Here is a 23998-nt window from a genome sequence, read left to right on the forward strand (position 1 = left end):
CCTCCGGCCGCTTGACGCCCGCCACGTGGTCCCGCAGAGCCACCTCGGCCGTCCCCTTCTCCGCCGGGACGCCCATGAGCCGCATCGCCCCGGCCGGCGCCTCGTCATCGAGATCGACCTGGGTCACAGCCGTACCAGCCACCCCTCACCACCGAGGACGAGTTGGTACGACGCGACAAGGAGTCCTTCGGCGACGGACGGGTCAGGGCGCCTTCCAGAGAGTCAGTTCGGTGACGTAGTCGCGTGCCGCGAAACCCGCGTTGTCCTTCCGGACGACGACGTCCTCGATGGTGAGCATCGCGAGGTTGTCCTCGTCGGTGACGGTGCACAGCACCGTGCCCGGGGTCAGCTGTTCGCCCTGTGCGTCGCCGTCGAGCTCGGAGGGCACCGCGTCGGCCGCCGCGCCCTCGGCGCACTCCTGGGGGGTGGTGCCCGCACTCTTTCCCATGGCCGTCAGAAAGCGCAGGGTGTAGGTGCCGCCGAACTCCTCGTACTGCAGCTCGTTCCCCTTCCCCTCGCTGAGGGCGTTCGGGTCGGTCTTCGGCTTGTCCAGGTCGACGTTGGTGTAGGAGATGCGGTTGGAGGTGAACTGGGCGCGCAAGGTGAGCGGCTTGTCCTTGAAGATCTCCGTGTAGCCGTTCGGCGTCGCGTTCCCGGTGGGCGACGCGCCGGTGCCCGGCGTGGTGCCCCCGGGGGCCTGGGCACCGGCGGTCGGCGACGAGGCAGGTTGTCCGCCGCCCCGGGCGTTGTCCGTGTCGTCGCCCTGGGTGAAGACCCAGACGGCCGTCGCCGCCACCGCCAGGGCCAGCACGGCCGCGCCGGCCGTCAGCGGGGTACGGCTCCGGGTCGCCGACGGGGCTGCCGGGGGGCCGGCGGGGGGTGGTGTTCCCCGCGGGTACGGGGCAGGGGATCCGGGCGGCGGCTGTGCCCGGCCGTGGTGCGGCTGCTCACCGGGGCGGGAGGCATGGGCGGGTGTGTATTCGCCCGGTGCCACGCCGGCCGACGGTGCGGTGTCGGCTGCCGCCGCGGCACCGGGAGGCACAGCCGCGGCTCCCGCCACGGGCGGTGGGGGCACGGTCTCGGCACCCGCCACGGTCCCGGGATGCGGTCCGGATCCGGTCTCGGTCTGCTGCCGGGCGAGTTGCTCCCGGCGGGCGATGTCCGCCGCGACGGGCGCGGGCAGCCAGCCGGTGAAGTCACGCAACGGCCGCCCGCTCAGCTCCTGGCACAGTTCCGCCAGTTCGGAGGGTGTGGGGCGGACGGTCGCGTCGGCGGCCAGCGTGCGTTCCAGGACGGCGCGCAGCGGTTCTGGATATGCCGTCAGGTCCGGCGGCCGGGACTCGCTGTTGGCGATCTTGGTGGCCAGGGTGATGGCTCCGGCATCGCCGTAAGGGTGGCGGCCGGTCGCGGCGACGGCGGCAATCAGGCCGAGCGAGAAGACGTCGGTCGCCGGTGTGAGGTCTTGGCCGCCGGCGTGTTCCGGCGACATGAACTGAGGGGTGCCGATGAGCCCTCCGCTGCGGGTGAGCTGGGTGGCGGCGGCGGCCCGGGCGATGCCGAAGTCGATGATCCAGGGACCTTCGGAGCCGATGAGGATGTTGCTCGGCTTCATGTCACGGTGGATCACTCCGGCCCTGTGCACGGCGTGCAGCGCCTCCGCCGCGCAGCCGGTCAGCTGCAGCACCGTGGCCGGCGGGAGCGTCCCGTGCCCGGCGAGGAGCTGGTCCAGGGCGAGGCCGGGGACGTAGGTGGTGGCCAGCCACGGCTGCGGGCCGGTGGTGTCGTGGTCGACGACGGGGACGATGGAGTAGCCCCGCACCCTGCGGGCGGAGGTCGCCTCCTGCTCGAAGCGGCGGCGGAACTCCTCGTCCTGAGCGTACTCACGGCGGATCACCTTCAGGGCGACCGGCTGGTTGCCGCGCGTACGGGAGAGGTAGACGCGTCCCATGCCGCCCTCGCCGATCCCGGCGAGCAGGCGGTAACCGGCCACCTCGCGCGGGTCCTCGGGGCCCAGCGGTCTCAACTGGCCAACGTTCTCAGCGCTGTTCAAGGTTTTCGACCCTCTCCGTCACTGTGGTGATCGTACCGACGAGCCCGCACCCCTGGTAGGCATCCGGGGAAGTCGGGAAAAGAGGCGGAGTCCGGGGAGTTCCGTGGAGTCGCGAGAGTTCGTCCTGATGGCGGATGCCGCCGGGCGCCCTTAAAGTGACACCCCTGCCGTCAGACAGCGAGGTGTCCGTGGAACATCATCTGGCCGCTTCGGCGGAGCGGGCCGACTATCTCGTGGAACTCTCCAACGTCGTACGCGACACCTCATCCGCCGGCGGGCGCGGCCCGCGGTCCCTGCGCCGCCTAGGTCTGGTCCTGAGGGCCCTGATGGAGCTCACAGGGGATCCTGACGTCTCCGTCTACCTGGTCGCCGACACCAGCCTGCTGGGCGGCCACCGCGAGTTCGGTGATCGGGCCGAGGTCCGGCGGCTGCGCGGCTGGGTGGCCGACGGGCTGGCCGAGGAGGTCGACGACGCCGATGAACGCGTCCTCGAACTGGCCCGCATGACCTCGTTGCCGGTCATCACCGGCGACCAGTATGTCGACCACCGCCTCGAGCACCCGTGGATCCAGGGCAACACCTGGCAGTTCCTCAGACCGGAAGCCCGCCCCGACGGGTCCGTCGCCCTCGTGGCGATGGATATGGGCGTGCGCTCGGCGGCGGAGATCTCGCGCAGGATGGAACTGTCCGCGCTGAAGAAGCAGGGTCTCCTCGGCCCCTCCCGGACACCGCTTGCGGAGGTGATCATGCGGACGTGGCGCTGCCCGGAACTCCGGTGCACCATCTACGACATCCGCAAGGGCGAACGGATCCTGCTGCCCCGCATGCGGCGCGGTGTTCCCACCTGCGAGCTTCACGGCACGCCTCTGGTGGATGAGGGACCGCGTCTGGGCACCACCCAGCTCAAGGCCGTCATCGACGGCACCTGCGTGGCCCGGTACACCCTCGACGAGGGCTCCGAGGCCTACGTCGGCCGGCTGCCGGGACAGGTGGGAATCGCCCTGCACAGCCTGCTGCCCCCGCAGATCGCCCAGCAGGTCAGCCGCAGGCATGTGGCTGTCTCCGCCCGGAGCGGCGCAGTCCTGGTCCGTGACATCAGCACCTACGGGACCCGCATGCGCCGCGCCGGCAAGCAGGGTGCCTTCGGCCCCTGGGAGAAGCTGCCCCCGCAGACCGACCGTCCCTTCCGCCCGGGCGACGAGGTCGAACTCTCGTCCGGCGTCGTACTTACCCGCAGTGGCCGACGCTTTCCCGCCGAACTGGCCGACGCCTGGCGGGCGGAAGCCGGCGGGGCCCCCGTGTCACCCACTGCCGCGGCGCCCACCCGCCGGACCTGACCACCGTGGCGTCGGCTGGACGCCGAACTGTCCGGTGACCGACTCCGCCGCTTCGGTCAGGCCGGCGCCCGGGCGGAGCGGGTCGGCGGGAAGGGCGCCGGCGGTGTGCGCGGTGAGGCAGGTGGGGCGGACGCGGGCGGGGCGCGCAGGCCGCGGGAGGGCCCCTTCGGCCGTCCCGGACCACCCGATCGCTTCTTACCCCGAGGGCTGTTCCCCCTTACCCGGAAGAGGCCGACGGCTCCCATGCCGCCGGACGCCGGAAGAGAAGGCCACCCACCGGGGCCGGAGGCCACCCCGGCGAGCAGGCGCGCGTCCGCGCCGCCTGCGCGTCAGTCCCGCCCGGTCGGCCCCGGTCCGGCAGCGTAACGAGCTCGTGGGCCTTCGCCGCCGGGAGTCCTGTCAGTCCTGCAGGGCTTGCAGGGTGGCGTGGAGGTCGGTGGTGCGGGGCCGGTTGTGGGGGAGTTCGGCGAGGGCGGCAGCCATACCGCAGGTGTTGGTGGCGGCGGAGAGGACCAGGCCGGTGCCGATGGCCGCGGACAGCCAGCGGGCGGGGCGCCAGCGGGTGCCGGCGGCGAGGCCGAGGACGACGAGGGATCCGGCGGCGAGGCGGACCTGGCGTTCCATGGGCCAGACCGCTCCGGCGTTGTCGGAGCGGCGGAGAGGGCGGCCTTCACCGGCCCAGGCGGTCGTGCCGCCGGTGAGGGTGGTGGCGGGGATGCCGGCTGCGGCGAGGCGGGTACAGGCGGTGGTGGAGCGGTTGCCGGAGGCGCAGACCATGAGGAGGGTGCCGCGGGCCGCTGCTGTTTTGAGGGCGGGCAGGGCGGTGTGGAGGTGGCCCAGGGGGATGTTGTGGGCGCCGGGAAGGTGGCCGGAGGCGTATTCGCCAGGGGTGCGCACGTCGATGACGGTGTGGTCGTCGAGGCGGGCGGCGGCCTGGGCGGGGATGAGGGTGGTGGGGGCGGCCATGTGCAGGTGGTCCTTCCGATGGTGTTCCGGGAGCGGTTGCCGAACCCGGTATGATACCCCTAGGGGTATTTATGGAGGTGGATGGTGGAGCTGGAGATGGCGGCCGACGAGCTGAAGTCGGTCCTCAATCGGCTGCGGCGGGCTCAGGGCCAGATCGCGGGGATCATCAAGATGATCGAGGAGGGCCGGGACTGCGAGGATGTGATCACGCAGCTCGCCGCGGTCTCCCGTGCGCTGGACCGGGCCGGGTTCGCGATCATCGCCACCGGCCTGCAGCACTGCATGGCCGAGGGCGGGCAGGCGGCAGGTGACCGCGATCAGATGCGGGCCCGGCTGGAGAAGCTGTTCCTGTCCCTGGCCTGACGGTCGCGGTGGCCGGGGCGCTCATGCGAGCACGTCGATCAGCATGAACACGGCCACCGTGAGGAGCACCCCGGCGAAGGCCTTTTGGAGGCTGTTGCCGGAGACCTTGGTGCTGAGGCGTTTGCCGTCCCAGGCGCCGAGGATCGCCGCTCCGGTGAACGGCCCGATCAGCGCCCAGTCCAGACCGCCACCGGTCCCGGTGCGGGCGGCCAGGGCGGCGAGTGAGTTGACGGTGATGACGAGCAGGCTGGTGCCGACCGCCCTGCGCATGGTCAGGCCGAGGACGCCCACCAGGGCCGGGACGGCGAGGAAGCCGCCGCCGACGCCGAGGAATCCGGTCACCATGCCGAGTCCGGCGCCTGCTCCGGCCGCCTTGCCGGGCCGTATCCGCTCCGGCGGCTTCGGCGAGGAGGGGCGGAACATCCGTACGGCCGCCAGGGCCGCGATCACCGCGAAGGCGACGGTCAGCACCACTTCCGGCACACGTCCGGCGGCTGCCCCCGCGAGGTAGGCGGGGATGATGCCGGCGGCGGCGAACAGTGATCCGACTCTCCAGGCGACGTGGCCGTCGCGTGCGTGGGCGTACAGGGCGGTGGCCGAGGTGGCGGCCACGATGATCAGGCTGGCGGTGGTGGCCGCGGATGGGCTGAAGCCGAGCAGGTAGATCAGGGCGGGTACGGCCAGGACGCTGCCGCCGCCGCCCAGGGCTCCGAGGGCGAGGCCGACGACGGCTCCGGCGATGAGGGCGAGAACGATCGCGGTCACGCTATCCGGCCGTTGTTCCCGCGTTCGTCGAGGACGGGGTGGCCGGCGGCGGCCCACGCGTTCATGCCGCCCTTGACGTCGACGGCCTGTCGGCCGCGCTGGGTGAGGAGTTTCGCGGCCTGCTGGGAGCGGTGTCCGCTGCGGCAGATCACCACCAGCGGCCGGTCGGAGGCTTCGGCGGGCAGGTGGGCGCCAGCGACGAGGCTCGACAGGGGGATGTGGACGGCGCTGGGGGCGTGGCCCGCGTTCCATTCGGGCTTTTCGCGGACGTCGAGCAGGATCGCGTCCGGGGTGTCGCCGGTGGTGCGGTCGCGGGCCTGGTCCACGCTGACGCGGGGTCGGCTGCGGCGGAAGAGGAACATCGAGTTCTCCTCTCTCCTTCTCGTGCGGTGGGCGGGAGGTCTGTCAGTCGGTGGTCAGCGGCAGGCCGGCGTCGGTGGCGGCGTCGAAGCCGTCGTCTATGGCGACGACGTCGCGGCCGGCGGCGTCCAGCAGGGACGCGGCGATCGCGGCCCGCATGCCGCCGGCGCAGTGCACCCACACCGTCCCGGGCGGTACCTCATCGAGGCGGCCGTGGAGCTCGTGGATGGGTATGTGCACCGAACCCTCGATCCAGCCGTTCGCGCGCTCGGAGTCACGGCGCACGTCCAGGACCACCACCTCACCGCTGCCATGGGCGGCGAGCTCGGCGAAGGTCGAACGAGGGAAGGAGGCCGGAATCTGTCCGGCGGGCAGCCAGGCGGCGGGGGTGCCGGTGGCGGCGGCGGCCGGGCGGTCGATGCCGACCCGCACCAGTTCGCGCTGGGCGCCGGCGAGCTGCTCGGCGGATTCGGCGAGCAGGGTGACCGGCTTGCCCCAGGGGATCATCCAGGCGAGATAGGTGGCGATCTTGCCGTCGGCCTCGAAGTTGAACGACCCGGCCACGTGCCCTTCGGCGAAAGCCACCCGGTTGCGCAGGTCGACGACCCATTCGCCGGCCGCGAGGCGGGCGGCGATCTCGTCGGCGTCCGCGCGTGCGGGCGGGGTCAGGTCGAGCGGTGCGGGGCCCTCGGCGTTGGCCGGGCCCATGTGCGCGTAGTAGGCGGGCACGTCCTCCAGGCCGGCCAGCAGATCGGCGACGAAGGTGTCCACGTCGACGGTGAGCGCGGTGTTCGCGCTCTTCTCCTTGCCGATCGTGGTCTCCTCCCCCTCCGACCGGGCCGAGGAGCAGAAGCTGCCGAAGCCGTGGGTGGGGAGCACCGCCGTCTCGTCGGGAAGGTCGGAGGCCAGTCGGTGGGCGGAGGCGTGCTGGGCGCGGGCCAGCTGCTCGGTCAGCCGCGGCTCGACCAGGTCCGGCCGTCCCACCGTGCCGATCAGCAACGACCCGCCGGTGAAGACGACCACCGGCCGCCCCGCCTCATACAGGGCGTAGGAGGTGTGGTGCGGAGTGTGCCCAGGGGTCGCGAGCGCCTCCAGCGTCACCTGGCTGCCGGGGTCGATGTCCACGGTGTCTCCGTCGGCCACAGGGACGCGTGCGAAGGCGACATCGGCACCGGCCGGCACGAGGTAGCGGGCGCCGGCGATCCGGGCGAGTTCGAGACCGCCGGTCACGTAGTCGTTGTGAATGTGGGTCTCCACCACATGCGAGATCCGCACACCGCGCCGGGCGGCTGCCGCCAGGACCTGGTCGACGTCGCGCGGCGGGTCCACCGCGACCGCGGCGCTCCCACCACCGGCCAGGTAGCTGCGGTTACCGAGACCTTCCAGCTCGATGGCGTCAACGAAGAACACGCGGATACTCCTTTCGCCTGAAAATTACCCCGGGGGGTATCTGTTTCCACCGTAGCATCAGTACCCCCGGGGGTATATTTCGCAGGAGGGATCCGCCCTGCCCGGGCCAGCACCCGCCGGACACCGGACGGATCAGCGCGTCAGACGAGAAAAAGGAGAAACGGCCATGACCTACAGCCGCACCGTGCACGTGGACGGCGACTTCGCACCGACTGTGACCGCCGTGCGCGAGGCACTGGCCGCACAGGGCTTCGGGATCCTGACCGAGATCGACGTGCGCGCCACCTTGAAGGAGAAGCTGGGCCACGAGATGGAGGACTACCTGATCCTCGGCGCGTGCAACCCGCCCCTGGCACACCGGGCGATCGAAGCGGACCGCTCCATCGGCCTGCTGCTGCCCTGCAACGTCGTCGTCCGGTCCGAGGGCGAGCGCATCGCAGTCCAGGCCCTCGACCCCGACACCATGGTCACCCTGACCGGGCAGGACGCCCTCAAGCCCGTCGCCGAGGAAGCGACCCGCCGACTGGACGCCGCCCTGTCGGCGCTCGACGGGGGCAAGGAGTAGCACAGAGGCGCCACCGTGCATCGGAAGGCATCAGCCTGCTCGGCAACCGGCCCGTCGGCCGCACGGTGGGCCTGCCGTGCCCGGGCTCGGGTGGGCCTCAGCGCCCGCGCGGCAGTCGGCCTGTGCGTAGAGCTGCCACTCATCGACGGCAGCAACAGGGGATGCGCGGCTTACGGCACCGCGGGCCGCGCCCCGGCCGGCGCTGCGGGTCCGGCGGGTGGCGGGAGCCAGGTCGCCACCAGGGCGACGGCCAGAAGTAACTCTGCGATGTCACCGCCGAACTACATGACCCGAGCCCGCCCTGGACCTGGTCGACGGGGCATGGCGTGAATGCCGAAGCCGCCCGGACATGAGCTGCGCGGCGATCGCCACCCCCAGCAGCCGCACCGGAACGCCGGGCGCACTCGCCCGCTTCGGCGCCGCCCAGGCATGGCAGACCGCCACCGACAGCTTCCCTTCCGCCGCTCTGACCATGTGTGCCGCCGTCGCTGGCGATCGGTGGCTCCCGATGGGCGGGGGCGGGGCGGAGGATCATGCTCGACGGCCGTGGGACCGCTCAACGGCGCCCCCAGGGAGGCATTGCCACAAAAGGCCAGGTCAAAGCCATGCAGGGCTCGCCTTCGATGTGCGGGGACCGGCGTTCACCGCACCCCGTGCGGCGAACACCACACGCAAAAACGCCCCTGGAGAACGCGTCTCCCCAGGTCAGAACGATTCTGTCTGGGGACGCCCGGTAGGGCGGGTGGGACTCGAACCCATAAGCGTGATGCCTCTCACCTGCGTCGATACCGAAACAGTCGATACCGAGACAACGGACATAGTCATCCGTCTCCATCCGGCTGCATCCCCCTCGCCCCCGCCCGCATGGGGGGTCGGTCAGGCGCTCGCCACACCGCTCCATTTCCGTCTCGCGCAAGCACTGCGCCCGAGGAGCACAGGAAGGTTTTCACCTTCCAGCACAGTCGCCCACCTCCGCGCGGCGGTGGGGTCCACAGACCATGACTGATCGCCATCCGCCATCCATGCACCGCAGATGGGCGAGGGCGAGGAGAGCCTGACGGCCGACGGTCAGACGCCGCCACCGGGTCCCGATCTCCCCCGCCGTGCAGCGAGTCGTCCGGTCAGGTACCGCAGAGTGGACCGGACAGGTCGATCGACGACGGGGGGACAAGCGCACGAAGCTCCTGGCGGACGGTGGATCTTGGTCGTGAACCCGTCTACCAGGAGCTTCGCCGTTCCGCCGTTCCGTCCAGCACGCAACCAGCGCCGTCAGGTCGGAAAGGCTCCCTACGCTTTCAGTGGGTGCCGTCAGCCACAGTGGATGTCCTGCCACTTGTCGCCGACGGCCGTCGATCCCAACGGGCTGGTCACCCATCCGGAAACGGTAATGCAGTCTCCGTTGGTGCTGGTCAGGGAGACCGGGCCGGCGTACTGGGAGAACTTCCCCTCGTCCTCTGCCTTTCGGTTCCCTTGGAAGAGGTTCACCTCAAGGAGGTGAGGCGTTCCCGCATACCTCTTGGCCACGTTGACAGCACAGTTGGTTCCGCCGTTCGCGCTGGAGTAGTAGACGTTGATGGTCCCCCAGGTGCTGCCGGCCCCGTCCTTGATGTTGTACTGACCGACCAGTGACCCACCGCACCCGTATCCAGCCGCGCTCGCTGCAGGGGCCGTGACCAACCCCATTCCGGCTGTTCCCACGACGAGGGCAGCAAGGGTGACCAAAGCTCTTCGCATGTGATGTCCATTCATCGAGTCAATCTCTCGGCACGTTCAAATTAGCATCACATCTTCGGCATTTCAATATACATTTTTAAACCGCACTCCACGTTCAATCCGGAGGAATGAATTCCGCCCTGAATGTGTCTCACAGGTCGAAGCATGCACCCGGGACGGCTGGGACGAAAGGACTCGGTGCGCCGCACAGCCGAAATCCAGGGAGGGGCAACAAAGAAGCCAATCCGCGCATCCAGTTCATTTCCCAGGGAAGACGGGAGGAAAAATCTCCCGAAAGGAGCCGTCCAAGAGGGGCAGCTGATCAATGTTCATACCCGTGTGACGAGCATGTCCGTTTCGATTCGCCGGAATGGTGAGATTCTCCCGTCAGCTCGCGCGACATTTTGGTGCACGGCGGGAAGTCGTGCAGCAGAGCCCCACAGAAAGCCGGTGCGAGTGATGTGGAGGATCACGCTGACGATCTTCCGCAGGCCATGGACTCGAGCTGCCGTTCCGGACGTCATCACTGCGGTAAGAATGACGAGCTTTCACACCTCGTCCAACGACGTTCAACCGGCAGCAGTCAAAGGGCACTGCGGCAGGCGGGGCGGGAGACGTGATCCGCCTCCGGCCCGACCGGATCCGCCTCCCCTACGCCCCGGCGCGCAGGACCGCTGCCACCACCGGGCCGGCCGCGTCGCCGCCGTGGCCGCCGGACTGGACGACCGCCGCTGCCGCGAGGTCGTCGCTGAAGCCGGTGAACCAGCTGTTGGACGTGGCCTGTCCGTCGACCTCGGCCGAGCCCGTCTTGGCACCCTTGTCGCCGCCGACCGAGGCCATGGCCGCCTTGCCGGTGCCCCAGGAGGCGGTGGCCCGCATCATGTCGTTCAGCTGCCGGGTGACGTTCTGCGGCAGCGAGCGGGAGGCGGTGGCGAGCTGACGGTCGTCCAGGGACTTCGGGACGATCACGGGCTGACGGAACGTTCCGGTGCGGGCGGTCGCCGTGACGGACGCGATGTTGAGCACGTTCATCTGGACGGTTCCCTGGCCTATGTACTGGGCCGCAGCCACTCCGCCGGTCTCCTCCGGCACACTGCCGTCGTACGAGACGACACCCGTCTTCCAGTCCAGGCCGATCCCGAAGACGTCCCGGGCCTCCTCGGCGAGCGCGGAGTCGTCGTCCACCTCGTCGATCTTCTTGATGAGAGCGGTGTTGCAGGAGCGGGCGAAGCTGGTGGTGAACGTGTCGGTGGGCGGGAGCTCGAAGTAGTCCAGGTTGTGGAACGTGCTCTCGTAGTACCGGACCTCCTTCGGGCACTCGACCGGGCTGTCCGCCGTGACCAGGCCCTTCTCCAGGAGCATCGCCGCGGTCATGATCTTCAGTGTGGAGCCGGGCGCCTGGGTGCCCTGCATCGCCGCGTTGAAGCCGGTCGCCGGGTTGTTGGCCACCGCGCGGATCGCCCCCGTGGACGGCTTCACGGCGACCACCGACGCCCCGCTGAACTGCGTGACCGCCTTCTCCGCCGCCGCCTGGGCATGCGCGTCGAGTGTGGTCTCCAGCCTGCCGGGCTTCCCCTTGGCGAGCGTCAGCAGCGTGGTGTCCGGGAGCTGTTCGTCCGCCGGTTCGATCCAGGTCTCGATGCCCGGGGAACCGCCCGCCCTGTCGCCGTACTTCTCGCGCAGGCTGTCCAGGATCGGCCCGAGCGAGGGGTACGTCTCCTTGTCGAGCACCTTGCCGTCGTGGTCGACGGCCTCGATCGCCGCCGTCGAGGACTCGCCGGTCCTCAGTACCGCGCCCTCGGTCAGCTGCGGATGGATCACCGCGGGATGCCAGTCGACGAGCGCCTTGCCGGTCGTCAGGCCGCGCACCACGGTCAGCTCGGAGGAGTACGACCAGGGCTTGGACTTCCCGTCGTAGGAGACGGTCGCCTTCACGGTGTACGGCACCTTCGCGCCGACGGCGGCCCCCGGCGTGATCACCGCCTTCGTGACGTGGGCCTCGGCCGCGTAACCGGCCAGCAGGGGTTCGGCGGCGGTCTCGTTGTTCGTGAACAGGGCGGCGCCCGGCGCGTCACCCGACGCCCACGCTTCCAGGAAGCCCTCGGCGGTCTCCCGGACCTCCCCCTCGTCGGGCGGCCCGGTCCTCACTTCCGAAGCCGCGGCGGCGTTTGCCGTACCCCCGGCCTCGCCCCCTCCCAACACCACCTCGTACACGCCGTAGCCGAGCCCTCCGGCCGCCAGCACGAACACCCCGCCGGCTACGGCGACCTTCGCTCCACTGCGCATCTGTGCAGTCCCCCTCCCCAGGAGCCCTCCCTGAATTTTTTTCAGGAAACGCGGTCCTCACTTTACGTTATCCACATTGCCGGCGAGAGCGAAGTCTCCGATTCACGGACCGCGTAGCGGCTTCGTGGGATACGCACCCACATCATTCGCAACAGTACAAAATTACACTAATCGATCACAGTTCGCCCCGCTGGACCTTCGTCACTTACCGGCGGAGAAGGCTGCGTCATCTTCAGGCCGCCCCACGGGCAACTTGCGTGGCCGGCGAAAATACTATCCACCCTGCCTTGAGTAAAGGACCATCCATAACCGGACAGCCCTTAGCCTCGATCCTTCGTGACGGTCGGGACCACTGCAGGGATAAGTGACACCCGGCCTGGCTTGCCGGGAGGCGGCCTGGAAGGATGTTGCGGTGCCCGAGCCGTATCCGAAGGAGTTCCGCGAGGGCGACGTGTCGGGGCCGCCACTCCCGGCTCCCGACACCTCGGCAAAAACCCGCCGAGGCGGCTGAGTAGCCCGGGCGGGAGCGGAACACCGGCGGTGCCGGCGCTCCGCACACGGGGTGACGCGTACTGACGGGAGATCAGGTCGACTCACGCACGACGAGTTCGTTCGGCATGATCACCGGCCCTGTGGGGCCGCCGTCGATCAGGCCGAGGAGCAGGTGGACCGCGGCGGTCGCCTGGTCGGCCATCGGGCTGCGCACCGAGGTGAGCGCGGGACTGGTGTAGGACGCGGCTTCTATGTCGTCGAAGCCGATGACCGCCACGTCTTCGGGGACACGTCGGCCCGCTTGATGGAGGGTGCGCAGGGCTCCTATCGCCATCAGGTCGTTGGCTGCGAACACCGCATCGAGGTCGGGATCGTCCTCCAGGAGCTGTCGCATGGCTTCGGCGCCGGAGGCTCTGGTGAAGTCGCCCAGGGCCACGATGGAGCGACGGCCGGTGTCACGCAGCGCCTGACGGTAGCCGTCGAGACGCTCACGTGCCTCGTACAGTTCGAGCGGCCCGGTGATGGTGGCGATCCGGCGCCGACCGCGCTCCAGGAGATGACGCACGGCAAGCGCCGCTCCGCCGGCGTTGTCCAGCGCCACGTACGGGACGTCCTGTGCGGAGGTGCGGTTGAAGGACACGACAGGCAGGCCCTGCCGGGCCAGTGCGGCCGGCAGCGGATCCGTGCCGTGCAGGGCGACCAGGAGCACGCCGTCCACATGCCCACCGGCGATGTACTGCACCACTCTGGTCCGGCTCCGGTCCGATTCCGCGAGCATGAGCACGAGCCGTTTGCGCGCCGTCTCGAGCTCTCTGCTGACGGCGCGGACCACGGTGGAGAAGAGAGGATCGTCGGAGACGACGCCTTGAGGTGGGTCGGACACCACCACGGCGAGGGTGTCTGTGCGACGGGTGACGAGATTGCGTGCCGCTCCGTTGGGCACGTAGCCCAATTCGTTCACGGCCCGCATGACGACGTCTCGGATCTGCGGGGCGACCGTCGTCTCGCCGTTGATGACCCGGGAGACGCTCGATTTGGACACGCCCGCTCGGGCGGCCACCACATCGAGAGTGGGGCGTTTCATACCTGTCCGTCCCCTGTACCGCCGCCCGGTTTCGTGCGCGGGGCGGGTTTTCTCATCAGGGCGACCTCCGGCTCTGCGTCATGGCGATACGAGCAGCGTATCCGCAGGCCGGGGCGACATGAGCGTGCCCGGAAAGGCTTCTCACTCAGCGCCACCCCCGTGGCTGCCGGCCCGACGCGTAGGCCATGAGAGACCGCTCCCCCATGCGTCGTAGGTGTTACGCCGCTGTTTTTTCGAGGTGAAAGAGGCCTTGACAGCCTTTACCAGCCCCTCCATCCTCCCTTTCAGGGAGCGCTCCCTGGCCTCCCCCACTTGAGGAGTCGCCCATGCAAGGGCCGCTGCGTCGCTTCAGCTTATTTTTGGCCCTCGCGGCCGCACTGCTCGCTTTCATCACTCTCCCTACCCCTCACGCGCAGGCGGCGGAGGTGCTGCTCTCCCAGGGCAAGCCCGCCGCCTCCTCGAGTACCGAGGGAAACTTCAGCGCTCGTAGCGCCGTCGACGGCGACCCCGGGACGCGCTGGTCCAGCAGCTTCGCCGACCCGCAGTGGATTCAGATCGACCTCGGGGCGAGTGCAGGGATCAGCCGGATCGTCCTCAACTGGGAAGCCGCGTACGGCACGGCGTTCAGGATCGAGGTATCGAGCGACGCGCAGAAGTGGACCGTCGTCCACCAGACAGCCGCAGGAACAGGCGGCACCCAGAATCTGGCCGTCTCCGGCACCGGCCGCTATGTGCGCATGTACGGGACGCAGCGCGCCACCCCTTACGGGTACTCGCTGTGGGAGTTCCAGGTGTACGGCACCGCCGACGGTCCCGGCGGTGACGCCGCCAGGCTGCTCTCGTACGGCAGGCCGGGCGCGGCTTCCTCCTCCCAGAGTGACCAGAACTGCTGGGACTGCACGCCGGCCAGGGCTTTCGACCGGGATCCGGCCTCTCGCTGGTCCACGAGCTCCACCACGGGATGGACCGATCCAGGCTGGATCTCCGTCGATCTCGGTGCGACGGCGCAGATCGACAAGGTCGTCCTGCAGTGGGATCCCGCCTACGCCAAGTCCTTCCAGATCCAGGTCTCGTCGAATGGGACCGACTGGACAGCGATCTATTCGACGACGTCCGGCACGGGCTTCAAGCAGACGCTGGCCGTCTCCGGCACCGGCCGCTATGTGCGCATGTACGGGACGCAGCGCGCCACCCCTTACGGGTACTCGCTGTGGGAGTTCCAGGTGTACGGCACCGGCGGCGATCCGATACAGGCTCCGCCGCTGCCGAGTGACCCCGCGAACCCGCCGCGGCTCGTGTGGAGCGACGACTTCGACGGCGCCGCGGGCAGCAGACCCGACTCCTCCAAATGGAGGGCCGACCCGGGCACCGGGCCGAACAACGAGCTGGAGAACTACACCGACCACCGCAACGCCGCACTGGACGGGGCGGGACACCTGGTGATGGAAGCACGCAAGGAGGTCACCGCCGGGTCGTCGTGCCCCCGTGACCCGCTGAGCGGCAGCACCACGTGTCAGTACACCTCGGCGCGGATGAACACCGGCGCGACGTTCCAGTTCACCTACGGTCGCGTCGAAGCACGCATCAAGGTGCCCAAGGGCAACGGTCTGTGGCCCGCCTTCTGGATGATGGGCGGCGACTTCCTGACGGGCCGGCCGTGGCCGTACAACGGCGAGATCGACATCATGGAGATCCTCGGCAAGGACGTGAAGACCGCTTACTCGACCGTCCACGCGCCCGCCTACAACGGCGGGGGTGGAATCGGCGCACCGTACACACTGCCCGGGAACGCTGACTTCTCCGACGACTTCCACACCTGGGTCGCCGACTGGAACAGCAAGGGCATCACCTACAGCCTGGACGGCCGGACCGTTCTGACTCTCGACAAGGAGCAGGTGGAGCAGACACGCGGACCGTGGATCTTCGACCACCCTCACTACCTGATCCTCAACCTGGCGGTCGGAGGTGACTGGCCGGGCCCGACAGACGCCGGCACCCCCTTCCCCGCCAGAATGCTCGTCGACCACGTGCGGGTCTACCAGTAACCCCTGGCCGCCCGGTGACCGCGAAGGTCCCGGGCGGCTCCGCCCGCCCCCTGTGGGCGGTGGTCCGAGACACCCGGATCCCCTTGCGGGCAAACGCCGCTGTCCGCCCCCCGCTCTCCCATCGCTGCACTTCGGCGAGCAGACCCGTCACCCCTGACGCCCGTAAGGAAGTGAAATGCGCAGATATCCCGCCCATCTGTACACACTGTTAGTGAGCACTTTGGCGGTCGTACTGGCCGCCGCCCTGAGCTTGACCGTGTCGGCCCAGCAGGCCCAGGCCGCGACGGTCACGGTCCAGGCCGAGTCCTACGCAGCCCAGTCGGGTGTCGCGTCGGAGGCGACCGGGGACATCGGGGGCGGGCAGAACGCCGCGTTCCTCGCCAACGGCGACTGGATGCGCTTCGACGACGTGGACCTCGGCGCGGCCGGCCGGCTGACCGTCTCGGCCCGGATCGCGTCCGCCGTCGGCTCGGGCACGGTGGAATTCCGGACCGGCAGCCTGACCGGACCACTGCTCGCCGTCATACCGGTCTCCCCGACCGGCGGTTGGCAGACCTGGGCGACCCGGGCCACCGATGTCACCACCCATCCCACCGGTTCACAGACGGTGTTCGCCGTGCTGCGCAGCACGGCGGCCGGTGACTTCGTCAACATCAACTGGTTCTCCTTCGTCGGCGCGGGCGACAGCCCGGCGGCCGGATGGGTCCCCGTCGACCAGGCCGAGTGGAACGCCCAGTTGGCGCAGTTCCGTGCGATGGCACCCGCCGCCGTGCCCGCCGGAATCGTCCGGGTCCCGGAGTTCAACGCCACCTGCTCCTACAGCCACTCCAAGCCGGACGACCCCATCCTCCTGCCGGGCCTGCCGGGTGCGTCCCACATGCACAGCTTCTTCGGCAACAAGAGCACCGACGCTTTCTCCACGACCCAGTCGCTGCTGACCAACACACCCACCAGTTGCACCCCCGCCAACGACCTCTCGGCGTACTGGATCCCGACCCTGTACGAAGGCGACAAGGCCGTCGAAGCCGAGAGCATGATCGTGTACTACGGTTCCCGGCTCGCCGACCCCTCGGCGACCGTGCCCTTCCCGCAGGGTTTCCGCATGATCGCGGGCAACGCCAAGACCCAGACGCCCACCCCGGCGGGCTCGCCGGGCCAGTACTGGTGCGCCGGCGAGGGCGGTGAGATCGGCCGCAGCGCCGACGGCAACTGGCCGCGCTGCGCCCCGCAGGCGCATCTCACCCACCAACTCGTCTTCCCCGACTGCTGGGACGGCAAGAACCTCGACAGTCCCGACCACAAGTCGCACGTGGCGACCACCTACGACGGCAGGTGCAGCGGCGCCTACCCTGTCGCCATCCCCAACCTCTCCTTCGTCGTCAGCTACCCGACCAGCGGCAGCACCGCGGGCTTCCGGCTGGCCTCGGGCATGGCATCGTCCATCCACGGCGACTTCTTCAACGCCTGGGACAACGCCGCTCTCGGGCACCGCGTGAAGGACTGCATCACCCAGAAGGCCAAGTGCAACTCCGCCGGCACATTCTGACCCTGTGGTCGGCATGCGCCATGGTGGTGGCGCTGCTGGCCGCCGGGTGCACCTCGCAGCCGACGGCCGGCGCGTCGCCGGAGCGGGCCTTCAACGCTACCGACACCGCTTGGATCCTGTTGATGATCCCCATGGCCGAGCGCGCACACATCCTGACCGATCTGGCTCCCTCCCGCACGGCGGACCCGGGCCTGGCCGAGCTGGCGGCGAAGACCGGATCGACACTGCGCGAAGACCTCCGCCGGCTTCGCGCGGTGCTGCGTCTCTCAGGCGTCCCCGATACCCGCCCCCACGAGGGGCACGACATGCCGGGCATGGTGAGCCTCGGCACCCTCGAAAAGGCGGCGGCCACGAACGGCCAGGCGTTCGACCGGATTCTCACCGACGCGCTGCGCGCAGGCTTCACGCAGTCCCGGTTGCTCTGCGCCGGCGAGCAGACCCATGGCCAGGCCGACGAGGCGACGGAACTGGCCGCGGCCCTCGCGAGGAGCACGGCCGAGCTGATCACCCGGCTGGACAAGCTGCGAGCAGCACAGCCTGCGACGTCCGGCGACGGGACCACCGTGGCGCCCGGACCGGGCACGAGCGTGGCCAGGGCGCCTGTCGCCTCGCGGACCCCCGGGGTGCGGGGGGCCGGGCCTTCTGTTCCGAAGGTCCGGAATCCTGGCTGACGTGGTCCGGGTGGACCCGGGGCGGGTTCGTCTGGTGTGCGGCCATCCGCGTGCGGCAGTTCGCGTCTGATGCCGGCGAGAAGCGTACGTCTCAGCGGTCGCCAAGTCCGTTTCCGGTAGGTGTCGGTCCATGGGTGAGAAGGCCGTACCGGGCGAGGCCGCTGCGGTGGACGTTCATGTCCGGGGCGTCGTTGGGCAGGTCGAGTAGTCGTGCCGTGCACGATCTACTGGCAGGCGGTGCCTTGGCCGTGAGGACCGGACAGGGTGTCGGCGGCGGAGGCCGTGGTGGACATCGACGCCCTGCCCCTCTCCACATGCACATTGCGCGGTTCAGACGGACAAGGTGTTTGAATCGCCCCGGGTTTGATGGAGACATCGAAGACCCGGAAGGATGCCGATCATGGCTGCTCCCCGTAAGTACCCTGACGAGTTGCGCGAGCGCGCGACCCGCCTGGCCGTCGAGGCCCGCAAGGAGCCCGCGGCGCGGACGGGCGCGGTGCGGCGCATCGCCGACTCGGAGCGGTGGTCGAAGGCGCCGCTGAAGCACTCGGGCGCCATGTAGGCCGGGGGTGCCGATCAGGACGCCGGTGGTGGTGATGTATCCGCCGGGCGTCGCCGATCTTGGTGATGCCGAAGTCGACGACCGTCGCTTTGCCGTTGAACCTGACGATGATGTTGGACGGCTTGATGTCCCGGTGGGTCAGGCCCGCCAGTCACGTATGGGCAGGGCGATCATTCTTCCGGGTCGTCCTCAGGCAGCTCCTCCTCCGTATCGCGGACGGTCCAGTCGTCGGCCAGCAGCGCGACGCCGTGAGCACCGAGCCATGCCGAGAGGCCGTCGTACGACAACAGCGCGGAGGCGGCCTCGGCAGGGTCGCCGCTGAGCTGCCGCAGCGCGGGGGTGGCGGACTCCAATTGGTCGGCCGCGAATCTGCTCCATGCGTCCCGGTCGGTCACCTCGAATGTCCAAGTGCCTGACACCACGAGAAGATCCCTGTCCTGTTCTGCTTCCGATGTGGCGTCGAGTTCCTCCGAGCTGTCTTCCTCAAGCTCGGCGAAGGGGCTGTCCCAGTGAGTCTGTTCACGAACACACTCACCGTATGCGGCTGCAGCTCTTCTGAGGGCTTCAAACGCTTCGATGCCGGCCTCACCGGCCTGATCCGGTGCGGACATGACCTGAGCGTGCTGCCGCAGGGGGGACTGAAACGTTCGGCTCTGTCTCACATTCGGTGGTGACGGTGAGTCATGACGGCGACTGGCAGGGTATCCGCCACGAAACCGCAGATCGGCGCCTCATGGCCGGTCTCCCCCAAGAATTCGGCCGATCACTTGGTCTCCGGTAGTGAGGGTTCGCCGTGGTAAGCCCGGTGCCCCGGCATGATGCCGTCCGCCTCGAAACATCGAGGTCAGGACGCTGGCCGCACTCTCCGCAAGATGGACATGCTCAACGTGCACAATCCGTTACCACCGAATGTGAGACAGAGCCGCTCGTTTGACAGATCCGGGACGTGCCACGGCGGGCTGCGTGGCCGAGCACCGAGAGCAGACTTGCGCTTGCTGCTGCGGCGACCAACAGTTCGACCCCGAGCGCCCAGGTCGGTTACGGCAGGGTGACCAGCGATGCGGTGACTGTGGTTGTCAGGAACAGGGAGACGGTTTGCGCGGCGCGGTTGCGGTATTCCTGGGAGGTGGCGACGACGTCGAAGCGGAAGGCGACAACGATGAAGGTGAGGCCGGTGAGACCGGCGGCGCTTCCGCCGACGGTTGCAGCGGACGTGGTCCACATGGCGGTTGCTCCTGCGCGATCCGTGCCGGGGTGGAAGGTCTCGGTGCGATGAAGTGCGGTGGGCGGCGGCCGTCGCGCCGCCGCCCACCTCGCGGAACTACCTCGTTTCGACCTTGGCCATCGGGTCTTCACCGTTCTCCAGGGCGTTCACCGCGTTCTTCCAGGACGGGTCGGCCGAGTAGAGCTGGCTGCGCAAGTAGGCCCACACGAGAGCCCGCAGAGTCGCCACGCGCTCGGGATTTTCGTCGCCCGTCTCTGCCGCGTCGTATCCGGATATGCCACCGAAGATGTGACCAGCGCCGTACATGGTCACCATGGTTTTGTTGCCGCCGGGGCTGGCCGAGTAAGCGTCAGCACGGTAGCTGAGCCGATTGGAGAAATTGGGGTTGAGGTCCTGATCGCCCACGATGATCAGGCCGGTGCCTGTCATCTGCTCGAAGTCGGTGTAATACAGCACCGGGTAGTTCGTCTTGGCCCACTCGGCGAAGTGCTCGTCGTTGCCGATGCCTGGAGCTCCGATGAGCACTCCCGCCTTGACACGAGAGTCGGAGAGGTCCTTCGGCCGGTCGTCGTCCGGGTCCAACATCTGGGCTCCGAGGAGGAGGGAGACGGTGTTGCCGCCCAGGGAGTGTCCTACGGCACCGACACGGTCCCTGTCGATCCGCCGTTCGGCAAGACCAGGGACGGCGGCCTCGATGTCGTCGAGGCGGTTGAGGATGTTGTGCATGTCGGTGGCGCGGTCACGCCAGAACAGGGGCGCGTCCTTGAGATCGGTGTCACGCAGACCGAGGGCCGTCGAGTCCAGGTGGGTCGGCTGGATGACCGCGAACCCGTGGGCGGCGAAGAAGTTCGCCAGCGGCCCGTAACCGTTGTAGGAGGACAGGAAGTTCGCCAGCCCGTGCCCGTGGGACAGGAGGATGAGCGGCAGGTCGGTGCCGGTCGCGGGGATCGACACCTTGACCTCCAGCGGCACGGGCCGGCCGGGAACGTCGAGGGTGACCGGGTGGTAGGTGAGGACGGGTTGCGACGCGTTGACCGGGATGTTGGCGGCGTCGCTGTACGGCTTGCTCATCGGAGCCCTTTCGAGATCGGTGTTGACATAGCGCCTGTCGTAACTGGCGGTAGGCATGGAACTGGCGGTCGTGGCCGCGAGCCTGATGGGCCAGGAACGGCCGCCCGGCACCTGGGTCGGTGTGGGCGGTGATCTCCGCAGCGGTGCACAGATCTCGTCAGGTGTTCGTCCCGCGGTCTGACGGCAGGGGGAGGACGACTGGCTCAACCATCGACTGTCATGCCTCCCTAGCTCGACGGATGCACTTGTCTTGCCGGGAACTGTAAGATCAACAGGACAAACTGAACTAGGGCGAAAGTGACATGACTGAGTCCGCAATCGATGGGCGTCACAGAAGAGCACGGTTCGGAGTCGAGAGCCTGGTTGTGCGCGCTGCCGATGGTGACTTCCCCACCGTTGTGAACGGTGGGTACACTGTCAAGATCACGCATGGCGGCTCTGCACCCTCTTTTCAGTACCTCGGGCGAACCCAGGCCCCCCCTGTTCCTGGCGCGGTGACGGTGATCGAGCCCCATGAGGTCGTGAGCTGCCTCGATCAGGACAAAGCCGCCGCTGACGGCCAGGCCATTGTGCAACTGATGTTCATTGACGCCGATCTCATGACAGTCGGCACAGGCCGGCCGCGCTTTCATGAGGTGACCTATCCAGACCGCAGCCTCTTCAACGGCATTGCTGCGCTGCACAAGGGTTTGGCGCACGGCGAGGACGAGTTGGATCTCGAATCGTCGCTGATCCGCTTGCTCACCGTCCTGCTCGCCAGGCATGCGGATGCTCCCGGCGCAGCGAGTCCGACACTTCGTCCTCAAGCGCTTCGTCACGTACGGGAGATGCTCCACAGCCAACTGCACTCCAACATCAAGCTCGACGACCTCGCGGCAGTCGCCGGTTGCAGCAAAAGCCACCTGATCAGGAGTTTCCGGCAGGCGTACGGGGCTCCACCGCACCATTACCGGACCCTGTTGCGCTTGGCACGCGCCAAGTCCATGCTGGCAGCGGGACGATCCGTGGCAGAGACCGCCGCCGAGCTTGGTTACTGTGACCAGAGCCAGCTCAACCGGCACTTTCGGCGGGAGTTCGGCATGAGCGCAGGTGGCTATGCCAGGACCGTGCGGTAGACCTGCGTTGTCTTGGCTCAACTGCCACCTTGCCAGCCCCCATGGGAAGGCGCTGACCGGCGGGCCGGGTCACGTCCGCTGGAGTGGTGTGTCGACGGCCGCTCGGTGATCTCGGCCTGAGGCTATGCGGTGAGTTCGGTGGGCAGGGCCGGGTCGTCGATTTCTGACTCGATCGGATGGAGTCGGGCCTCGGTGGCCAGCGCGAGACGCCGCTGCCGTTCGTTCAGGTGCGGAAGCAAGACCTCGAGCCGCCGGCGCAGGCATGATGCGCCTGAACTCCATGGCCCGCTACATGACGGACAAGCAGGCCGCGATGGTGGCCGATCTGCGGCAGACTGGCGTGCGGGTGGTCTTCGAGTCGCCTGACCCGGACTTTGAAGGGCGGCGTGCTTGCGACGCCCCTGAAGGAATCCACAAGCTCGTAACCGGACAGCAAGGTGAGGGAGACTTCCCGTGCCTGGGTTCCAGTTGGTGCATCAGCCGCGAGAGCTACCACCCAAGCACCGTCGGCACCACGGCCTATGCCGCAGCCCTCGTTCGGGCGCTGAGCAAGCCGTGACAGACGCTCCTCCTGAGATGAAGGACACGGGTGTCTAGTGACCTGAGTCGGAGATTCGTGGTTGGTTGGGCATGAGTCGTCCTGGTCCGAAGATCCCGCCGTTGTCGTTGACCGATGCCCAACGGGCCGCGCTGGAGGGCTGGGTACGTCGTCGCACGACGGCTCAGGCTCTGGCCTTGCGGTCGCGGATTGTGCTGGAGTGCGCCGAGGGGCACTCGATCATGGAGGTGTCCCGCCGACTGCGGGTCACTCCGGACACGGTCCGCACCTGGCGGCGGCGCTTCCTCGAACGCGGTCTGGACGGGCTGTCCGACGAGCCGCGGCCCAGTGTTCCCCGGAAGATCACCGATGCGGACGTCGAGCGTGTCATCGTCAAGACACTCGAGGAGAAGCCGAAGAACGCCACCCACTGGTCGACCCGGTCGATGGCGGCGGCCACCGGCATGTCGCAGTCGGCGATCTCTCGGATCTGGCGGGCCTTCGCCCTCGCGCCGCACCGCTCGCAGACGTTCAAGCTGTCCACCGACCCGTTGTTCATCGACAAGGCCCGCGACGTCGTCGGTCTCTACCTCGATCCGCCGGAGAAGGCCCTGGTGCTCTGCGTGGACGAGAAGTCGCAGATCCAGGCTCTGGACCGGTACCAGCCGGTGCTGCCGATGATGCCCGGGGTTCCCGAGCGTCGCAGCCACGACTACGTCCGGGCCGGCACCACCACCCTGTTCGCCGCCCTGGAGGTCGCCACCGGCAAAGTGATCGGCTCCCTGCACCGTAGGCACCGTGCCGTGGAGTTCAAGAAGTTTCTGGCCAAACTGGACAGGGAGGTGCCCGCCGAGCTCGAGGTGCACCTGATCCTGGACAACTACGTCACCCACAAGACACCCGCCGTCAAGCAGTGGCTGCTGGCGCATCCGCGCTTCCACCTGCACTTCACACCGACGAGTGCGTCCTGGCTGAACCTGGTGGAGCGGTGGTTCGCCGAGCTCACGCAGAAGAAGCTCAAGCGCGGTGTCCACCGCTCCGTCCAGGCCCTCGAACGCGACATCCGAGCATGGCTCGCCGACTGGAACGACAACCCACGGCCGTTCGTCCGGACGAAGACCGCCGACGAGATCCTCGACAAAGTCGCCGCCTACTGCCGACGAATCTCCGACTCAGGTCACTAGGACCAGGCCGGCAGTTCCCGTCCGCCGGCTTTCGCCGCCGGTGTGCCGCAGCGGGTCTCAGACGCTTGCAGCCAGGCCACTTCCCGGGCCTGGGCGCGGGCTGGGCGCAGGCGGTCCAGTACGCGTTCGTCGACAGCGGCCAGCAGCCCCCAGGTAGTCGGTGTCGAGGCGACCGGGCCGAACACCTCGCCCTGGTCGCGCAGCACGGCCAGATCCGCGAGCGTTCCGCCGCCGTCAGCGAGCATGACCGCGAGGTCGGTAGCGATCCTTGCCCGGGTCGTGACCAGTACCGCGTGGCCGGAGAGGTCTCAACGCGGTGGAGTACGCGCTGGTCAGTCCGGTGGCATCGGTGAGATCAGCCAGTAGCCGTGCCCCGGCATGCCCGACCACCCCCGCACCGTCGGCGGAGACATGAAGCCTGGCGAGACCCGACAGCCTGCACGTAGATAGTGCCTTCCACCTGGACCGACAGAACCCCTCGACAAGGTTCATCGCCCCAGCGCAGAAGGCACTTTCGCGTTGCCGCCCATGATCCGGACGGACCCCGAGTGAAAGTCAGAAGATGTCGATGACGGCGGGTTCCACTCCCTGCCCAGCAGGAGCCTCGCCGCATCCACATGCACCCCGCCACCTGGAGCGCGGCAGTCTGC

At 68.7% G+C, this 23998-nt stretch carries 22 protein-coding genes and 1 pseudogene; 10 read left to right on the forward strand and 13 right to left on the reverse strand.

From position 1 onward, the window contains the following. Nucleotides 1–202 precede the first annotated feature (202 nt). The gene (locus tag ACF1FZ_RS23845; protein WP_391775481.1) at nt 203–1990 is read right to left on the reverse strand and encodes a serine/threonine-protein kinase; all 1788 of its coding nucleotides are present in this window, start codon (nt 1988–1990) and stop codon (nt 203–205) included. 248 nt (nt 1991–2238) lie between these two features. Here ACF1FZ_RS23845 and ACF1FZ_RS23850 point away from each other — a divergent pair, with 248 nt between their 5' ends. Further along, complete coding sequence (locus tag ACF1FZ_RS23850) at nt 2239–3387, forward strand: FHA domain-containing protein (protein WP_391775417.1); 1149 nt, start codon at nt 2239–2241, stop codon at nt 3385–3387. Nucleotides 3388–3786: 399 nt separating this feature from the next. Here ACF1FZ_RS23850 and ACF1FZ_RS23855 read toward each other — a convergent pair whose 3' ends face one another. After that, a complete protein-coding gene (locus ACF1FZ_RS23855; protein ID WP_391775418.1) occupies nt 3787–4353 on the reverse strand; it encodes a rhodanese-like domain-containing protein in 567 nt (188 codons plus the stop codon). Between the two features lie 84 nt (nt 4354–4437). Here ACF1FZ_RS23855 and ACF1FZ_RS23860 point away from each other — a divergent pair, with 84 nt between their 5' ends. Further along, entirely contained in the window at nt 4438–4716 is a 279-nt protein-coding gene (locus ACF1FZ_RS23860) for a metal-sensitive transcriptional regulator (protein ID WP_190167802.1), read from the forward strand. Nucleotides 4717–4737: 21 nt separating this feature from the next. Here ACF1FZ_RS23860 and ACF1FZ_RS23865 read toward each other — a convergent pair whose 3' ends face one another. Genes ACF1FZ_RS23865 through ACF1FZ_RS23875 form a run of 3 tightly spaced genes read right to left on the reverse strand, consistent with a single transcriptional unit; the run spans nt 4738 to nt 7251 of the window. Then, entirely contained in the window at nt 4738–5481 is a 744-nt protein-coding gene (locus tag ACF1FZ_RS23865) for a sulfite exporter TauE/SafE family protein (RefSeq protein ID WP_391775419.1), read from the reverse strand. Then, on the reverse strand, nt 5478–5843 hold the full coding sequence (locus tag ACF1FZ_RS23870) for a rhodanese-like domain-containing protein (protein ID WP_391775420.1): 366 nt from the start codon (nt 5841–5843) through the stop codon (nt 5478–5480). The genes ACF1FZ_RS23865 and ACF1FZ_RS23870 overlap by 4 nt, the downstream gene beginning before the upstream one ends. Before the next feature lie 43 nt (nt 5844–5886). Beyond that, nucleotides 5887–7251, reverse strand: a complete 1365-nt coding sequence (locus ACF1FZ_RS23875) for a rhodanese-like domain-containing protein (protein ID WP_391775421.1) — start codon at nt 7249–7251, stop codon at nt 5887–5889. Between the two features lie 166 nt (nt 7252–7417). Between ACF1FZ_RS23875 and ACF1FZ_RS23880 the strand changes: the two genes are divergently transcribed. Further along, a complete protein-coding gene (locus ACF1FZ_RS23880) occupies nt 7418–7816 on the forward strand; it encodes a DUF302 domain-containing protein (protein WP_391775422.1) in 399 nt (132 codons plus the stop codon). A gap of 1024 nt (nt 7817–8840) precedes the next feature. On the opposite strand, the pseudogene ACF1FZ_RS23885 reads toward ACF1FZ_RS23880, so the two are convergent. The 4 genes and pseudogenes from ACF1FZ_RS23885 to ACF1FZ_RS23900 form a co-directional block, all read right to left on the reverse strand. Beyond that, nucleotides 8841–8970, reverse strand: a pseudogene (locus ACF1FZ_RS23885) (IS5/IS1182 family transposase); the annotation flags it as partial. Between the two features lie 154 nt (nt 8971–9124). After that, nucleotides 9125–9565 carry a hypothetical protein gene (locus ACF1FZ_RS23890; RefSeq protein ID WP_391775423.1) on the reverse strand — a complete coding sequence of 147 codons (441 nt, stop codon included), beginning with the start codon at nt 9563–9565 and terminating at the stop codon, nt 9125–9127. Nucleotides 9566–10180: 615 nt separating this feature from the next. Further along, a complete protein-coding gene (locus ACF1FZ_RS23895) occupies nt 10181–11815 on the reverse strand; it encodes a penicillin-binding transpeptidase domain-containing protein (RefSeq protein WP_391775424.1) in 1635 nt (544 codons plus the stop codon). Between the two features lie 583 nt (nt 11816–12398). Next, on the reverse strand, nt 12399–13391 hold the full coding sequence (locus ACF1FZ_RS23900; RefSeq protein ID WP_391775425.1) for a LacI family DNA-binding transcriptional regulator: 993 nt from the start codon (nt 13389–13391) through the stop codon (nt 12399–12401). 326 nt (nt 13392–13717) lie between these two features. On the opposite strand from ACF1FZ_RS23900, the gene ACF1FZ_RS23905 reads away from it, so the two are divergent. The 4 genes from ACF1FZ_RS23905 to ACF1FZ_RS23920 all read left to right on the forward strand — a co-directional run bounded on the left by ACF1FZ_RS23905 (nt 13718) and on the right by ACF1FZ_RS23920 (nt 18215). Continuing rightward, nucleotides 13718–15436, forward strand: a complete 1719-nt coding sequence (locus tag ACF1FZ_RS23905; RefSeq protein WP_391775426.1) for a discoidin domain-containing protein — start codon at nt 13718–13720, stop codon at nt 15434–15436. A 211-nt stretch (nt 15437–15647) separates the two neighbouring features. After that, a complete protein-coding gene (locus tag ACF1FZ_RS23910) occupies nt 15648–16982 on the forward strand; it encodes a DUF1996 domain-containing protein (protein ID WP_391775427.1) in 1335 nt (444 codons plus the stop codon). Then, nucleotides 16958–17653 (forward strand): DUF305 domain-containing protein, encoded by a 696-nt coding sequence (locus ACF1FZ_RS23915; protein ID WP_391775428.1) that lies wholly within the window; start codon nt 16958–16960, stop codon nt 17651–17653. The genes ACF1FZ_RS23910 and ACF1FZ_RS23915 overlap by 25 nt, the downstream gene beginning before the upstream one ends. 400 nt (nt 17654–18053) lie before the next feature. Continuing rightward, nucleotides 18054–18215 (forward strand): hypothetical protein, encoded by a 162-nt coding sequence (locus ACF1FZ_RS23920; RefSeq protein ID WP_391775429.1) that lies wholly within the window; start codon nt 18054–18056, stop codon nt 18213–18215. A gap of 170 nt (nt 18216–18385) precedes the next feature. Here the strand turns inward: ACF1FZ_RS23920 and ACF1FZ_RS23925 are convergent, their stop codons facing one another. The 3 genes from ACF1FZ_RS23925 to ACF1FZ_RS23935 form a co-directional block, all read right to left on the reverse strand. After that, complete coding sequence (locus tag ACF1FZ_RS23925; RefSeq protein WP_391775430.1) at nt 18386–18826, reverse strand: hypothetical protein; 441 nt, start codon at nt 18824–18826, stop codon at nt 18386–18388. 427 nt (nt 18827–19253) lie between these two features. Next, nucleotides 19254–19439, reverse strand: coding sequence for a hypothetical protein (locus tag ACF1FZ_RS23930; RefSeq protein ID WP_391775431.1), 186 nt, complete (start codon nt 19437–19439; stop codon nt 19254–19256). A 97-nt stretch (nt 19440–19536) separates the two neighbouring features. Then, complete coding sequence (locus tag ACF1FZ_RS23935; protein ID WP_391775482.1) at nt 19537–20511, reverse strand: alpha/beta hydrolase family protein; 975 nt, start codon at nt 20509–20511, stop codon at nt 19537–19539. Between the two features lie 494 nt (nt 20512–21005). Between ACF1FZ_RS23935 and ACF1FZ_RS23940 the strand changes: the two genes are divergently transcribed. From ACF1FZ_RS23940 to ACF1FZ_RS23950, 3 genes are all read left to right on the forward strand, one after another. Continuing rightward, nucleotides 21006–21626 carry a helix-turn-helix transcriptional regulator gene (locus tag ACF1FZ_RS23940; protein ID WP_391775432.1) on the forward strand — a complete coding sequence of 207 codons (621 nt, stop codon included), beginning with the start codon at nt 21006–21008 and terminating at the stop codon, nt 21624–21626. Between the two features lie 292 nt (nt 21627–21918). Beyond that, nucleotides 21919–22185 carry a hypothetical protein gene (locus ACF1FZ_RS23945; RefSeq protein ID WP_391775433.1) on the forward strand — a complete coding sequence of 89 codons (267 nt, stop codon included), beginning with the start codon at nt 21919–21921 and terminating at the stop codon, nt 22183–22185. Nucleotides 22186–22256: 71 nt separating this feature from the next. After that, a complete protein-coding gene (locus tag ACF1FZ_RS23950) occupies nt 22257–23348 on the forward strand; it encodes an IS630 family transposase (protein WP_391775434.1) in 1092 nt (363 codons plus the stop codon). On the opposite strand, the gene ACF1FZ_RS23955 is transcribed toward ACF1FZ_RS23950, so the two are convergent. Beyond that, nucleotides 23345–23593: a hypothetical protein gene (locus tag ACF1FZ_RS23955; RefSeq protein ID WP_391775435.1), complete on the reverse strand. Its 249-nt coding sequence runs from the start codon at nt 23591–23593 to the stop codon at nt 23345–23347. The two genes, ACF1FZ_RS23950 and ACF1FZ_RS23955, sit on opposite strands and share 4 nt — an antisense overlap. Between the last annotated feature and the right edge of the window lie 405 nt (nt 23594–23998).

The sequence above is a fragment of the Streptomyces sp. NPDC014623 genome, from assembly GCF_043088245.1.
Lineage (GTDB): Bacteria > Actinomycetota > Actinomycetes > Streptomycetales > Streptomycetaceae > Streptomyces.